This window comes from Priestia sp. YIM B13486, assembly GCF_042787865.1.
In the GTDB taxonomy this organism is placed as follows: Bacteria; Bacillota; Bacilli; order Bacillales; family Bacillaceae_H; genus Priestia; species Priestia megaterium.
In genome coordinates this window covers 345747-357939 of the sequence record NZ_JBHZOZ010000001.1, presented here as the reverse complement: position 1 = coordinate 357939, position 12193 = coordinate 345747, and the positions used below count along the sequence as shown (strand labels likewise).

Genomic DNA, 12193 nt, shown 5'->3' with positions numbered 1-12193 from the left:
CGTGTGAAGGAGGAAGTAGAAAATGGAATTGTTATTTTTAGGAACGGGTGCAGGAGTACCGGCGAAACAGCGGAATGTTTCATCTCTTGCGCTCGAACTTTTGCAAGAAAGAGGGGCGGTGTGGCTTTTTGATTGTGGAGAAGCAACTCAGCATCAAATTTTACATACAACCGTTAAACCGAGGCGAATTGAGAAAATTTTTATTACGCACCTTCACGGTGATCATATTTACGGATTGCCTGGACTCCTTGGAAGCCGTTCGTTTCAAGGCGGAGAATCGCTGCTTACTGTATACGGGCCAAAAGGAATTAAAGAATTTATTGAAGTCACGCTGGCTGTAAGTCAAACTCATCTGCAATATCCTCTAGAGATTGTTGAAATAGAAGAGGAAAGTGAAAGTGGAACGATTTTTGAAGATGAAACTTTTTCAGTGGAGTTTGGCAAACTTGAACATGGCATTTTATCTTATGGATATCGAGTTGTCGAAAAAGATTTGCCAGGATCACTGGACGTTCAGCGTTTAAAAGAGATGAATATTCCCCCGGGGCCTCATTATCAGCAGTTAAAGGAAGGGAAAGAAGTAGTATTAAAAGATGGGCGTATAATCAATGGTCAAGAATTTGTAGGAGAGCCTAAAAAAGGGAAGGTCATCACGGTTTTAGGAGATACAAGAAAGTGCATGCAAAGTGTTCAGCTTGCTATGCATGCAAATGTTTTAGTCCATGAAGCTACTTTTTCAGCGGGAGACGAGGAGCTTGCTTACAACTATTTTCATTCTACTGCAAAAGAAGCCGCTGAAATCGCTAAAACAGCATCGGCCGAGCGTCTTATTTTATCTCATATTAGTTCGCGTTACCAAGGAGACGCAGTCAGCCGGCTAGCAGAAGGAGCAAAAGAAATTTTTCCAAATACCGACATAGCAGAAGATTTGAAACGGTTTACGATTTCATAAAAAAAGACGAGGATATCCTCGTCTTTTTTTTTACCATCCGCGTTCGTACTGAACGGGTGCTGAAATTGTTTCATTTAGTTCTTTTGCCGCCGTGCGCGGGAAGTACGGATCGCGCAGAAGTTCGCGCGCAACAAAAATTAAATCAGCGCGTTCGCTTTGCAGAATCTCTTCTGCTTGTCGTCCTGTTGTAATTAATCCAACTGCGCCTGTATCAATATTTGCCTGCTGCTTAATTTTATCTGCAAACGGCACTTGATAGCCAGGGTATACGTTGATTGGAGCGTGTACAAGAGCACCGGAACTAACATCGATTAAGTTGACGCCTTGTTCTTTCATCCATTTTGCAAATGCAACGTGATCATCGACTGTTAATCCGCCTTCTGTATAGTCAGAAGCAGAAACACGGACAAATAAAGGGCCGTCCCACTCTGTTTTCACAGCTTCAATAATTTCCTTTAAGAAACGATAGCGATTTTCTGCGCTGCCGCCATATTCGTCGCTGCGTTTATTGCTTAGCGGCGATAGAAATTGATGTACTAAATAACCGTGTGCAGCGTGAAGTTCGATAATATCAAATCCAGCTTCTTTTGAGCGTCGAGCGCTTTCTTTAAAGGCAGAAATCGTTTCATGAATTTGTTCTGTGGTCATTTCCACAGGTTTTTTACTTTTATCATCAAAAGCAATAGCGGAAGGAGCATAAATATCGCCTTCAACAGTTGCTTTACGTCCTGCGTGTGCAAGTTGAATAGCTGTTTTTGCACCGTTTTCTTTTAGCTGTGTCACAAGTTTCGTTAATCCATCTTTTTGTTCATCATTCCAAATTCCCAAGTCTTGAGCTGAAATACGACCCTGTGGCACGACAGCTGAGGCTTCAACCATAATGAGACCTACTTGTCCAACCGCACGAGTTGTGTAGTGAACCATATGAAAGTCGGTTATTACGCCGTCTTCCTTTTCGCATGAATACATACACATTGGTGACATTACAATTCGGTTTTTTAATGTTACATCTTTCACTGTATAAGGTGAAAATAGTTTTGTTGTCATTCGGTTTAACCTCCAATTATTTCGATACTCTAAACAAAAGTTATTATATCACCGCATTGAATTTTCTTTCACATAATCTGCTTATCCATTTTTAATCATAAAAAAACCTCTTTCTTTTTTTAGAAAGAGGTGAACCTTTACGAACGTTTACTTGAGATTTTTTCGTCAATCGTATCTCCTAAATATTTGGAGCGAATTGTAGCTTGTTCAATACACTGCATCATGGCTTCTTGGAAGTTATGAGAAATAAGCTGTTCGATTCCTGCTTCCGTTGTGCCGCCCGGACTCATCACTTCTTTTCGAAGTACGGCTGGCGTTTTAGGTGACTGTTTCAGCATTTCTGCAGCACCGATAAGAGTTTGAAGAATTAGTTCATTTGACACTGACGTATCCAAGCCTTGTTTTTCAGCTGCTTTTTCCATTGCTTCTACTAGATAGTAGACATACGCTGGGCCGCTTCCAGATAGTCCTGTTACAGCGTGAAGCTGCTCTTCCTCTACAGTTGTAACCGTACCAATCGTTTCAAATAAAGCAGTAGTAACGTTCATATGCTCTGCTGTAGCAAACTTGCCGGGTGCAATGGCTGTAGCCGATAATCCAATAGAGGCCGATGTATTTGGCATAGCTCTTACAACCGCTACTTCTTGGTCAAACAAGTTTACAATTGTGGCAGTCGATACACCTGCTAAAACAGAGAGAACGAGGTGGTGCGGACGAATATAAGACTTAATCGTATCGATGCTTTCCGCTACGTCTTTTGGTTTAATAGCAAGCACGACGATATCGCTTTTTTCGATTAACAAGGCATGATTACGCGTAATGTTAATTTCATATGCGTTTCGAAGTTCGTGAAGTCTTTTATCGTTGCTATGATTTGTTACGGTGATTTGATTGGGGCGAAGCTTTTTATCTGACAGCAGCCCTGAGATCATAGCTTCAGCCATTGATCCAGCTCCAATAAAGGCGATGTTTAAATCCGTTTTCATTAAAAGTTCCTCCAGTCATTTGCTATCCAATGAAAACAGATACTGAGATTTCAGTATCTGTTAAAGGTTTGTGTTTGTGTATCTCTTCTTTATAAAATGCATAGTTATCTAAAGATATGAATAAAACTTCACTATATTTCTGTCATTATGCAATGAAAAAGAGAAGGATGTCAATGTAATTTTCAGAAAACGAATGCAATTGTATAAATAATAGGAAAAATCGTGTAAACTTAAAAGAAAATGCGATGGTAAAGGAGCAAAAATACAGATGAATGAGCAATTATATAAAATTGTGCTGCCTACTCCTTTTGCGGTAGGAGATGTGAATGTTTTTGTTATAAAAGGTCAGACCGTTACGCTAATTGATGCTGGTATTAAAACGGAGGCGGCGTGGTCTGTATTTAAAGAAAAGCTTAATGAAATAGGATTAAAACCAGATGATATTAAGCAAGTTGTCCTAACTCATCACCATCCTGATCACGTAGGAATGCTTGATTTTTTTGATAAAGATATCGCCATAGTCGGTCATGCGAAAAATCAGCCTTGGATCTCCCAAAATCCAGATTTTTTTGAGTGGTACGATGCGTTTTTTGAAGACCACTTTATGAAAGCCGGCGTAGATGAAAGGTTTCGCCCTTATTTAAAACGTTTAAAAGCATCAATGAAGTATTCATGTCATCGTTCTCTTACAACTTCTGTGCAGGAAGGAGATTACATTCCGGGCCTAGAGAGTTGGAAAGTACTTGAAGTACCAGGTCATGCTCAAAGCCATATTGCATTATACAATGAAAGAACAGCGGTTATGATTGGAGGAGATTTACTGTTAAAGCATATTTCATCTAATCCGCTCATTGAACCTCCTATGAAACCAAGCGGCGAGCGACCTAAAACGCTTCTTCAATATAATTATTCATTAAGACGTCTGCTTGATTTAGAGATAAACTGTATCTATACAGGTCATGGAGATGAAGTGTTACATGTTCGCGAACTTGTACAAGAGCGGTTACAAAAGCAGAGCGACCGAGCGGATAAAGTGCTTAGCATGATAAAAGAACGTCCTCAAACAGCATTTGATATTTGCAAACAGCTATTTCCTACTATTTATGAAAAAGAACTAGGGCTAACTCTTTCTGAAACAATTGGTCAGCTCGATTTTTTAGAAGATGCAAATAAAATCAGTACACATGAAAAAGAAAGTACGCTTATTTATTCTGTGTGCTCTTAACTTATAAAAAAGGTGTGTTATATTTGAAATCCTCGTTAAAGAACCAACATGTCGTGATTACAGGCGCTTCGGGAGGTCTTGGAGAGCATTTAGCTTATGAAGTGGCCAAAAGAGGGGGCGTCCCCGTTTTACTTGCACGTACAGAAGAAAAGCTGCACCGAGTAGCCGAGCAAATTAGTCAAAAATATGGGATTACCTCTTACATATACAAAGCTGACGTAGCGAACGTAGAGGAAGTCAAAAGAGTCGTTCAGAAAATGATGAGTGAAATTAAGCGTGTTGATGTCCTGATTAATAATGCAGGCTTTGGTGTATTTGAAGAAGTGAAAGAAGCATCGATTAAGACAATTGCCTCAATGTTTCAAGTCAATGTTATTGGATTAATTGCATGTACACAAGAAATTTTAGCTTATATGCTAAAAGAAAACAAAGGACATATTATTAACATTGCTTCTCAAGCAGGCAAACTTGCGACGCCTAAATCCAGTGGCTATTCAGCTTCTAAACATGCCGTGCTAGGGTTTACCAACAGCCTGCGAATGGAATTAGAGAAAACAGATATCTATGTAACGGCAGTGAATCCAGGTCCTATTCAAACCAACTTCTTTTCAATAGCAGACCAATCAGGAAACTATGAAAAAAGTGTAGAAAAGTTTATGTTAACCCCTCAATACGTAGCTGAAAAAACGGTCAATATTATTGGGAAACCAAAACGAGAAGTCAACTTGCCTAAGTGGATGAATATAGGCTCGAAGATGTATCAGCTTGCCCCGGGGCTCGTAGAAAAATTGGCAGGGGATGCGTTTAATAGAAAATAACCTGTGCTTTAACCACAGGTTATCAATGTTTTTCGTTAATGGTTTCGTTCAGTAAGGCTGTATTTCTATGAATCTACTGCTCGTCTAAAATTTTTGCAGCGCGCACACAAGAGTCAAATTTTCCTTTATGATTTCCGTCGCAAAAGGGCATCTTTTGCGACTGGCCACATCGGCATAGTGAAAATGTCGGCTTTGTTTCAAATTTGTTGCCGTCTGCATCAATTAATTCAACGTCTCCAGTGACACGGAAAGAGCCGTTATCCATTACTTTAATTTGTACTTTTGACATAAAAAAACCTCCTTTTTGTACACATCTATATGAAGCGCCAGAGTTTAATGAAAGCGAGATGTGTATTATACTCATTATATAAGCAATTTTCGTTTGTTTATACAATTAGTTTAAAAGGAGTTAAAGGAAAATGAATATTACCTTTACTGATAAAGCGATAGCAAAAGTACAAGAAAAGTACGGGAAAGATTCTTCACTATATTTAAAATTAAAATACGATACGGATGGATGCGGCTGTGTTGTGAGCGGTGTAACGACGCTATGGATTGTTGATGAAAAAGAGAGCGATGATGTAACCATTGAGACGAATTTTGTTCCTGTTCTTGTCGAAAAAACAAAGCAAGTATTTTTAGATGATAATATGACGATTGACTACAATGAAAGTGCCTATGCGTTTATGCTAAAATGTCCTTCTCAAATTTTAAATCCGCGCATGTCATTTATCGATAAAATAAAAGAAGCGCTTTAAAGCGCTTCTTTTTGTATTTTTTCTAAAAATGATTCAATAACTTGTTCATATTCCTCTGGATTATCAGCATACGAGCGGGCATGAGTGCCTACAGGTGCTAAATACATCCGTTTTGCTCCCATTTTTTTGGCATGCAGCTGCTCCGTCATTTTAGGAAGAATATAGTCATCTTCTTTACTATGGATAAACAGAACAGGATGTTTGATTTGATCTACGACTGAAATAGGTGATACGTCTTTAAATGAGTAACCTTCTCGCCATTTTAAAATAATATTAGCTGCTGGCATGACAAGCTGTTTGGGCAGGTGGAAATCTTGTTTTAAGCGATAGGCAAGAAGTTCTTCCAAGTCAGAAAAAGGGCAGTCGACAATATAAAAATCAGCTCCGTCTTCCATTCCAGCATACAAAAGAGTGGTCGCAGCTCCCATAGACTCCCCGTGAATCCCAAGGGAAATAGTTGAACCGAATTGTTCTTTTACCCAATGAACAACGGATTGAAGGTCCAGTTTTTCATAATAGCCGTAGCTCGTTGTTTTCCCTTCAGACTTGCCGTGTCGGCGATGATCATAAAGAACGACGTTCCATCCAAGCTTTAGAAAAAGCCGAGCATATTTCATAGAGTTCAGTGAATGAACTGTAACTCCGTGCGAAAGAATCATAAATCGGTTGTGTTCGTGTTGTTTAATAACGGTCCCAGCTATGTTATAGCCTAAAGAAGAAGGAAGCACAAATGCTTCTTTAGGAAGAGTGCTATAGACTTTCTCATCATAAAAGCCATCTTCCGTATCGCGGTCAATAATAACTTTGTCGGTCTTTTTACGGATGTACATCATTTGATTTGTAAAAAAGATGCCAAGAGCGGCAAATGCTCCAAAAACACTTCCTATTAATAATAGCCATTTTTTCATGATTAGCGGCTCCTTTTGTTAATATAGCTATTATTTATTATAGCATCGCTCTCATAAAAACCTAATTTTTAACGCTGTGCAAATAAAGAGTATTGCTTGCTTTCAATCGGTCTTGAAATGTGAGGAGCGATAAAGGCGACCGCTTCGAGCAGCTTTTCTTCATTAATAGAAGTGGAAATACCCATTTCATGAAGCATAAAGACGAGATCTTCCGTAGCTACGTTTCCCGTTGCTCCCTTAGCGAATGGACAACCACCTAACCCCCCAGCGGATGAATCGAACCTGTTAATACCGGCTTGCAGAGCTGCATAGATATTTGCAATGGCTAATCCTCTCGTATCGTGAAAGTGCGCAGCAAGTAGCGTGTGGGGAAAGTTTTGTTTTAATTTCGAGAAAAGTGAAAATACATCTTTAGGGTTTGCCATACCAATTGTATCAGCAACGCTTAGCTCATTCACTCCAGCTTCCACAAAGCTTTCGCAAAGGGCCAGCACGTCGCGTTCGTGTATTTTTCCTTCATACGGGCAATAAAAGGCGGTGGAAATGCAAGTTCGAATAAAACATTCTTGCTGCTTGAGCTGCTGAATGAGAGGAAGCAGCGTTTGTACAGCTTCTTTGGTGTTTTTGTTAATATTTTTTTGATTAAAGGTATTGCTTACGCCAATAAACAGCGCAACGGAGCGGCAATTAGCTTGCAGTGCTTTTTCCAAGCCTTTTTGGTTCGGCACAAGCACAATGTTTCGGCATGTATCAGGCTGAAATGTATCTGCAACAGTAGAAGCATCTTTCATTTGAGGAACCCATTTTGGAGAAACAAAGGATGTAATTTCGATTTCGGATAGTCCAGCTTCTTTTAATTTTTTGATAAAATTAATTTTTTTTTCAGTTGGAACAAAATTTTTTTCATTTTGAAGGCCATCTCGTGGACCAACTTCTATAATTGTTACTTTTTCAGGAAATCCCATAAACCGCTCTCCTCCTACATTGTAAACGCTTACTAATATTTATTTTAATTCTAAAAAATTAAAATTCAATAAAAATTATAAATTTTTACAAAAAAAGAGGAATTTCGCAAGCGATGTCGAAATTAATACAGGTGACAGTTAATCACAGTAATCAAACAGTAAGGAGAGGTTTTCGACATGGGTCAAACAGAAGTAGTCATTGTAAGCGCTGTACGTACAGCAATCGGCAGCTTTGGGGGAAGCTTACAAAATGTATCCGCAACAACTTTAGGTGGTACTGTAATTAAAGAAGCTTTAAACAAAGTAGGGGTATCAGCAAACGAAGTAGATGAAGTTATTATGGGAAATGTCCTACAAGCAGGTTTAGGACAAAATCCAGCACGACAAGCAACTTTAGCAGCAGGTTTACCTGAAACTGTTTCAGCATTAACCATCAATAAAGTATGCGGATCAGGACTAAAAGCAGTACATCTCGCTACACAAGCGATTCTTGCTGGGGATGCTGATGTGATTGTTGCTGGTGGAATGGAAAACATGAGCCAAGCACCATACTTATTAAAAAATGCACGCAACGGGTTTAAAATGGGCGACCAAAAAGTAGTTGACAGCATGATTCAAGATGGATTATGGTGTGCATTTAACGACTACCATATGGGCGTTACAGCTGAAAATCTGTGTGATAAATATGAAATTACTCGTGACGAACAAGATGCGTTTGCAGCTTCAAGTCAGCAAAAAGCAGAAGCAGCTATTCAATCTGGTCGTTTCAAAGATGAAATCGTGCCAGTAGAAGTGCCTGGAAGAAAAGGTCAAGTAACTATTTTTGAACAAGATGAGTTCCCACGTGCAGGCACAACGGCTGAAAGCTTAGGGAAACTACGTCCAGCCTTCAAAAAAGACGGTTCTGTAACAGCTGGTAATGCATCTGGTATCAATGACGGTGCAGCGGCAGTAGTGGTAATGAGCCGTAAAAAAGCAGACGAGTTAGGCCTAACACCATTAGTGTCAATTAAAGGTAATGCAACTGCGGGAGTAGACCCAAGCATTATGGGAATCGGTCCTGTAAGCGCAGTGAAAAAGGCGCTGGAAAAAGCTGCTGTTTCATTAGAAGATGTTCAATTAGTAGAAGCAAACGAAGCATTCGCTGCACAGTCAATCGCTGTGGATCGTGAACTTCAATTTAATCATGATATTTTAAATGTAAACGGTGGAGCAATTGCGCTTGGACATCCTATTGGTGCAAGTGGTGCACGTGTCCTAGTTTCACTTATTCATGAAATGCAAAAACGCGACGCAAAACTTGGGTTAGCAACGTTATGTATTGGCGGAGGCCAAGGCGTTGCAACAATCGTTGAACGTCCTTAATTTGATATAGTTTTAACAAACATTAAAGCTATATCACAACGCCACAGATTCCAAACATACAGCTTTGGAACTCGTGGCGTTTTTGTTTTTCCTTTAATTTGTCTAGTAATATAACTTTTTTGACAAAAAAATGATTAAATTATAATTTTCAGTTATATATATATTTAAAAAGAAATAAAAATCTTTTATAATAGATTAGAAAGCGTTTTCAAAAATAACGAAGGGGTGGTTATGTATGAAACAAGTACATACGTCGTTTAAAGAAGCGGTGAAAGGTATTCACGACGGTGCTACGATTATGGTCGGTGGTTTTGGTTTATGTGGAATTCCGGAGAATTTGATTTTAGCGTTAGTTGAAACAGGGGTAAAAGATTTAACCGTAATTTCAAATAACTGCGGCGTAGACGACTGGGGACTTGGACTGCTTCTGAAAAACAAACAAATTAAAAAGATGATTGGTTCTTACGTGGGAGAAAATAAAGAGTTTGAAAGACAAGTATTGTCAGGAGAAATTGAAGTAGAATTGCTACCTCAAGGCACGCTAGCTGAAAAGATTCGCGCCGGCGGAGCGGGCATACCTGCATTTTATACACCAGCGGGAGTGGGAACACCCATTGCTGAAGGAAAAGAAGTTCGCGTGTTTGAAGGAAAAGAATATTTACTAGAAGAGGCGTTAAAAGCTGATTTTAGTTTGGTTAGAGCTTGGAAAGCCGATCATATGGGTAACTTAGTGTATAACAAGACAGCGCGCAATTTCAGCCCAATGATTGCAGCAGCAGGAAAAGTGACGATAGCAGAAGTGGAGGAACTTCATCCAACAGGCTCACTTGATCCAAATATTATTCACACACCTAGTGTATATGTTCAATCGTTAATTATTGGTGAACAAGAAAAACGTATTGAGCGTTTAACCGTTCAAAAATAACAAAAGGGGAGAGATTTTTCATGATTGAAAACGGCGTGAACGTGAGAGAGCGAATTGCAAAACGTGCTGAAAAAGAAATTTTGGACGGATTTTATGTAAACCTTGGAATTGGTATTCCAACGCTTGTGGCTAATCATATCTCAGATAATAAAACGGTGGTGCTTCAGTCCGAAAACGGTCTGTTAGGCATTGGACCATATCCGAAAGAAGGAGAAGTAGATCCTGATTTAATTAATGCAGGTAAAGAAACCGTCACGGCGACAACAGGCGCTTCTTATTTCGATAGTGCTGAATCGTTTGGAATGATTCGCGGAGGGCACATTAATATTGCGATTTTAGGAGGAATGGAAGTCTCAAAAACTGGTGACTTGGCAAACTGGATGATTCCTGGAAAAATGATTAAAGGAATGGGCGGTGCAATGGATTTAGTTCACGGAGCACAGCGCATCATTGTTATTATGGAACACGTGACGAGAAAAGATGAGCCTAAAATCTTAAATGAGTGTAGCCTCCCTCTGACAGGAAAAGAGGTAGTGGATCGCATTATTACAGATCGAGCGGTCATTGATATTACGGCAGAAGGTCTAAAGCTTGTTGAAGTAGCGAAAGGCTATACGATAGAAGATATTCAACAATCTACAGAGCCAACTTTAATTATTGATGAACATGTAAAACTAGATGCATTTTGATTTTTGGTAACAAAAGCAAGAATATGATACAATATCTCTCAATTAAAGTAGCGGGGGAATTGTGATGGCTAAAAAAAAGCAAAAACAATCAGCACAAAAACAAAATGATCAGCTCAGTATCAAAGATCAGCTAAATGATAGCTTATTAAAACAGCTTCAAGCTAAAAAACAGGCGCTTTCTTTAAAAGAAGAAGAGCAGAAAGAAACAGAGCGTAAAGAAGCTGCTCGAATTCGAAAAGAAAAAGAAAAAAATAAGTCGTTTGAAGAACTGTTAAATGAAAGTGATTTGAACTGGTCTGAATTTAAAAAATAAAAGCGCCGGTAAAGGCGCTTTTATTTTTTAACGGTGAGCTTCGTATTGATTTGCTTTAAAGATTGATTGCAGCTTGCTAATTTCAGTAGGCTGAAGCGGGGAAGCCTCGACAGCTTTGACGTTTTCACGAAGCTGTGAAGAAGAGCTTGCTCCTGCTACAACCGAGGCTACCGTAGGATTAGCTAAACAGTATTGAAGTGCCGTTGAGTTTAGAGAGTGAGTTGGTCGTACGTGACGAAATTCTTCTATCGTTTTTGCTAATTCCGTACCGCTATAATCTAAGTAGCCCTTGCCCTCGAATGCAGCAAGTTTTTGCTCTCCTTTTTCGGTTAGCAGCCCTTTGGCTACTGGACCTCTCGCTACAACGCTAATGCCGTTGTCATGTAAAAGAGGAAGTGCACTTTCTTCAGGGCGTCTGTCTAACAAGCTGTATTGCATCATGACGCTAACAATAGAAGAATTTTGCACATACTCTCGAATCACATTTGGGCGGATAGATGAAATGCCATAGTAGCGAATGACGCCTTCTTGTTTTAATTCTTCAAATGCTTCAATCGTTTCCTCAATATTGTCTTCAATGGTTCCTCCGTGCAGTTGATATAAATCGATGTGATTTGTTTGAAGACGGCGCAGGCTTTCTTTTACTTCTTCTTTTATGTAAGCTTTAGACGGATCCCATGTCCAGCTGTCTTTTGCATCATTCCAGCGATTCCCCACTTTTGTGGCTAAAATAATATCATTTCTGCGTTTTTTTAGGGCTTGTCCCACAAACTCCTCGTTTAAGCCAAAATCATATAAATCTGCTGTATCGAAATAATTAATGCCATATTCGAGAGCTTCATCAATCATATTGACAGCGTGTTTTTGTTCCGTTCCAAGAGACATGCATCCTAAACCTAATGTACTGACAAGCAAGTCTGAAGTACCTAAGCGTCTTTTTTCCATATATGTCACTCCTTATTTTTTACTTGTTTCTATCTATTGTAGCGCTATGATAGAGGGAAACTCAAATAAGAAGATTAGAAAACTGCAGCACAATTAGTGTCTGCAGTCTGCTTGTTTGTAAGAATTAAAATTTTGAGAGATAGCGTTCGTCCATTCATCTACATACTGAAATTGTTCGCCGTATTCTTTTAACTTTTGCTTGATTTCCCATGCTTTACCGACCAAAATGATTTGCTTCTCGTGAACATAAACTTTCATTTTTTCTACCTCCCAAGGTTCGTATGATAGAATATATGT

At 39.2% G+C, this 12193-nt stretch carries 15 protein-coding genes; 8 read left to right on the top strand and 7 right to left on the bottom strand.

Going from position 1 to position 12193, the window contains the following annotated elements:
- Positions 1 to 22: 22 nt before the first annotated feature.
- A complete protein-coding gene (rnz, locus tag ACFX4G_RS01795; RefSeq protein ID WP_162214938.1) occupies positions 23 to 952 on the top strand; it encodes a ribonuclease Z in 930 nt (309 codons plus the stop codon).
- Positions 953 to 982: 30 nt separating this feature from the next.
- On the opposite strand, the gene namA is transcribed toward rnz, so the two are convergent.
- Positions 983 to 1999, bottom strand: a complete 1017-nt coding sequence (namA, locus tag ACFX4G_RS01790; RefSeq protein WP_043976298.1) for an NADPH dehydrogenase NamA — start codon at positions 1997 to 1999, stop codon at positions 983 to 985.
- A gap of 137 nt (positions 2000 to 2136) precedes the next feature.
- Positions 2137 to 2985, bottom strand: a complete 849-nt coding sequence (gene proI / locus ACFX4G_RS01785) for a pyrroline-5-carboxylate reductase ProI (protein ID WP_013059097.1) — start codon at positions 2983 to 2985, stop codon at positions 2137 to 2139.
- Between the two features lie 268 nt (positions 2986 to 3253).
- Here proI and ACFX4G_RS01780 point away from each other — a divergent pair, with 268 nt between their 5' ends.
- Together ACFX4G_RS01780 and ACFX4G_RS01775 are read left to right on the top strand one after the other, a co-directional pair.
- Positions 3254 to 4210, top strand: coding sequence for an MBL fold metallo-hydrolase (locus tag ACFX4G_RS01780; RefSeq protein ID WP_377572704.1), 957 nt, complete (start codon positions 3254 to 3256; stop codon positions 4208 to 4210).
- A 23-nt stretch (positions 4211 to 4233) separates the two neighbouring features.
- Entirely contained in the window at positions 4234 to 5028 is a 795-nt protein-coding gene (locus tag ACFX4G_RS01775; RefSeq protein ID WP_377572702.1) for an SDR family NAD(P)-dependent oxidoreductase, read from the top strand.
- 73 nt (positions 5029 to 5101) lie between these two features.
- Here ACFX4G_RS01775 and ACFX4G_RS01770 read toward each other — a convergent pair whose 3' ends face one another.
- Positions 5102 to 5317: a CDGSH iron-sulfur domain-containing protein gene (locus ACFX4G_RS01770; RefSeq protein WP_013059094.1), complete on the bottom strand. Its 216-nt coding sequence runs from the start codon at positions 5315 to 5317 to the stop codon at positions 5102 to 5104.
- Between the two features lie 130 nt (positions 5318 to 5447).
- On the opposite strand from ACFX4G_RS01770, the gene ACFX4G_RS01765 reads away from it, so the two are divergent.
- A complete protein-coding gene (locus ACFX4G_RS01765) occupies positions 5448 to 5786 on the top strand; it encodes an iron-sulfur cluster biosynthesis family protein (protein WP_377572700.1) in 339 nt (112 codons plus the stop codon).
- Here the strand turns inward: ACFX4G_RS01765 and ACFX4G_RS01760 are convergent.
- Together ACFX4G_RS01760 and ACFX4G_RS01755 are read right to left on the bottom strand one after the other, a co-directional pair.
- Positions 5783 to 6694, bottom strand: coding sequence for an alpha/beta hydrolase (locus ACFX4G_RS01760; protein ID WP_043976305.1), 912 nt, complete (start codon positions 6692 to 6694; stop codon positions 5783 to 5785). The two genes, ACFX4G_RS01765 and ACFX4G_RS01760, sit on opposite strands and share 4 nt — an antisense overlap.
- 68 nt (positions 6695 to 6762) lie before the next feature.
- Complete coding sequence (locus ACFX4G_RS01755) at positions 6763 to 7659, bottom strand: hydroxymethylglutaryl-CoA lyase (RefSeq protein ID WP_043976308.1); 897 nt, start codon at positions 7657 to 7659, stop codon at positions 6763 to 6765.
- Between the two features lie 177 nt (positions 7660 to 7836).
- Between ACFX4G_RS01755 and ACFX4G_RS01750 the strand changes: the two genes are divergently transcribed.
- From ACFX4G_RS01750 to ACFX4G_RS01735, 4 genes are all read left to right on the top strand, one after another.
- Positions 7837 to 9024, top strand: coding sequence for an acetyl-CoA C-acetyltransferase (locus ACFX4G_RS01750; RefSeq protein WP_043976310.1), 1188 nt, complete (start codon positions 7837 to 7839; stop codon positions 9022 to 9024).
- Positions 9025 to 9259: 235 nt separating this feature from the next.
- Positions 9260 to 9949 (top strand): CoA transferase subunit A, encoded by a 690-nt coding sequence (locus ACFX4G_RS01745; protein WP_377572698.1) that lies wholly within the window; start codon positions 9260 to 9262, stop codon positions 9947 to 9949.
- Between the two features lie 20 nt (positions 9950 to 9969).
- A complete protein-coding gene (locus ACFX4G_RS01740; protein WP_043976312.1) occupies positions 9970 to 10638 on the top strand; it encodes a 3-oxoacid CoA-transferase subunit B in 669 nt (222 codons plus the stop codon).
- A 64-nt stretch (positions 10639 to 10702) separates the two neighbouring features.
- Positions 10703 to 10951, top strand: a complete 249-nt coding sequence (locus ACFX4G_RS01735) for a YqkE family protein (protein ID WP_016765509.1) — start codon at positions 10703 to 10705, stop codon at positions 10949 to 10951.
- Positions 10952 to 10978: 27 nt separating this feature from the next.
- On the opposite strand, the gene ACFX4G_RS01730 is transcribed toward ACFX4G_RS01735, so the two are convergent.
- Positions 10979 to 11896 carry an aldo/keto reductase gene (locus ACFX4G_RS01730; RefSeq protein WP_377572696.1) on the bottom strand — a complete coding sequence of 306 codons (918 nt, stop codon included), beginning with the start codon at positions 11894 to 11896 and terminating at the stop codon, positions 10979 to 10981.
- Between the two features lie 93 nt (positions 11897 to 11989).
- On the bottom strand, positions 11990 to 12154 hold the full coding sequence (mciZ, locus tag ACFX4G_RS01725) for a Z-ring formation inhibitor MciZ (RefSeq protein ID WP_013059085.1): 165 nt from the start codon (positions 12152 to 12154) through the stop codon (positions 11990 to 11992).
- Positions 12155 to 12193: the final 39 nt, after the last annotated feature.

Excerpts from the sequence above, each read along its gene's own strand:
- rnz (WP_162214938.1), top strand. The coding sequence starts at position 23 with ATGGAATTGTTATTTTTAGGAACGGGTGCAGGAGTACCGGCGAAACAG.
- namA (WP_043976298.1), bottom strand. The coding sequence starts at position 1,999 with ATGACAACAAAACTATTTTCACCTTATACAGTGAAAGATGTAACATTA.
- proI (WP_013059097.1), bottom strand. The coding sequence starts at position 2,985 with ATGAAAACGGATTTAAACATCGCCTTTATTGGAGCTGGATCAATGGCT.
- ACFX4G_RS01780 (WP_377572704.1), top strand. The coding sequence starts at position 3,254 with ATGAATGAGCAATTATATAAAATTGTGCTGCCTACTCCTTTTGCGGTA.
- ACFX4G_RS01770 (WP_013059094.1), bottom strand. The coding sequence starts at position 5,317 with ATGTCAAAAGTACAAATTAAAGTAATGGATAACGGCTCTTTCCGTGTC.
- ACFX4G_RS01765 (WP_377572700.1), top strand. The coding sequence starts at position 5,448 with ATGAATATTACCTTTACTGATAAAGCGATAGCAAAAGTACAAGAAAAG.
- ACFX4G_RS01760 (WP_043976305.1), bottom strand. The coding sequence starts at position 6,694 with ATGAAAAAATGGCTATTATTAATAGGAAGTGTTTTTGGAGCATTTGCC.
- ACFX4G_RS01755 (WP_043976308.1), bottom strand. The coding sequence starts at position 7,659 with ATGGGATTTCCTGAAAAAGTAACAATTATAGAAGTTGGTCCACGAGAT.
- ACFX4G_RS01750 (WP_043976310.1), top strand. The coding sequence starts at position 7,837 with ATGGGTCAAACAGAAGTAGTCATTGTAAGCGCTGTACGTACAGCAATC.
- ACFX4G_RS01745 (WP_377572698.1), top strand. The coding sequence starts at position 9,260 with ATGAAACAAGTACATACGTCGTTTAAAGAAGCGGTGAAAGGTATTCAC.
- ACFX4G_RS01740 (WP_043976312.1), top strand. The coding sequence starts at position 9,970 with ATGATTGAAAACGGCGTGAACGTGAGAGAGCGAATTGCAAAACGTGCT.
- ACFX4G_RS01735 (WP_016765509.1), top strand. The coding sequence starts at position 10,703 with ATGGCTAAAAAAAAGCAAAAACAATCAGCACAAAAACAAAATGATCAG.
- ACFX4G_RS01730 (WP_377572696.1), bottom strand. The coding sequence starts at position 11,896 with ATGGAAAAAAGACGCTTAGGTACTTCAGACTTGCTTGTCAGTACATTA.
- mciZ (WP_013059085.1), bottom strand. The coding sequence starts at position 12,154 with ATGAAAGTTTATGTTCACGAGAAGCAAATCATTTTGGTCGGTAAAGCA.